The sequence below is a fragment of the Vibrio sp. 1249-1 genome (genome assembly GCF_033340495.1).
In genome coordinates this window covers 1-847 of the sequence record NZ_JAWOWJ010000312.1, presented here as the reverse complement: position 1 = coordinate 847, position 847 = coordinate 1, and the positions used below count along the sequence as shown (strand labels likewise).

The following is an 847-nucleotide window of genomic DNA, read 5'->3' as shown; positions in this document are numbered from 1 at the left end:
AGGGCTGGCCATGGATGTACCCGACTGCCAATGCAGACAGGCGTCATTGTCGTAATCGAAGGTGCCACACTGCTCATTTGGCATCGTCGAGAGAATACTGTCACCGGGTGCCATTAGCGACACCCAATCGCTACCGAAACTAGAAAAACTGGCACGATTGTCATCGTCATCCGTTGCACCTACGGCAATCACGTTGTCATAAGCTGCGGGATAGTTCTTCATCGGATCTCCGGCGTTCCCTGCTGCGCTCACTAACAACACGCCTTTCCCCCAAGCGTAGTTAACGGCATCATTTTCAGCTTGGCTATAACCGACTAAGCTAATCGGGTTGCCCTCTTCATCGATTTCATCAGAGCCATAACTCATGCTAATCACGTGGTAGCCGTTATCGGCAGCATAGGTGATCGCATCAATGGAGGAAGATAGCGGGCATACCCCCGTCGCAGCGATAAGGAAGCAGCCAAAAAATGGGTCGCAGCTATAAATCAGATATTCGTAGCACGTCTTCAGGTTGCCAACAGAACTGTTAAAACCGACTCCAGCAATACCAATACCGTTATCTGTCTGAGCCGCCGCAATACCAGCGACATGGGTGCCGTGTCCAACCACGTCCTCTAACGTATCACTTTGATAATCGGTGACGAACTTCTGCTGCTCAACACATTTTCCGTTCCCGAACTCAATGCTACTCACGCTATCCCCTGCCATACGACAATCAATACCGGAATCGAGAATTGCTATCTTGACGGCAGAACTACCTTTCGTCATATCCCAAGCTTCGGGGGCATTGATATCTGCACCAGGCAAGCCAGAGGCCCCATCCAGATACGGACCAAATAGTGGGTCA

General features: G+C 50.8%; 1 protein-coding gene. It reads right to left on the bottom strand.

Annotation, left to right across the window (positions count from 1 at the left end):
• Positions 1–847, bottom strand: an 847-nt coding sequence (locus R7Z50_RS26065) for a S8 family serine peptidase (RefSeq protein WP_318149550.1), incomplete at both ends; no start/stop codon positions are given.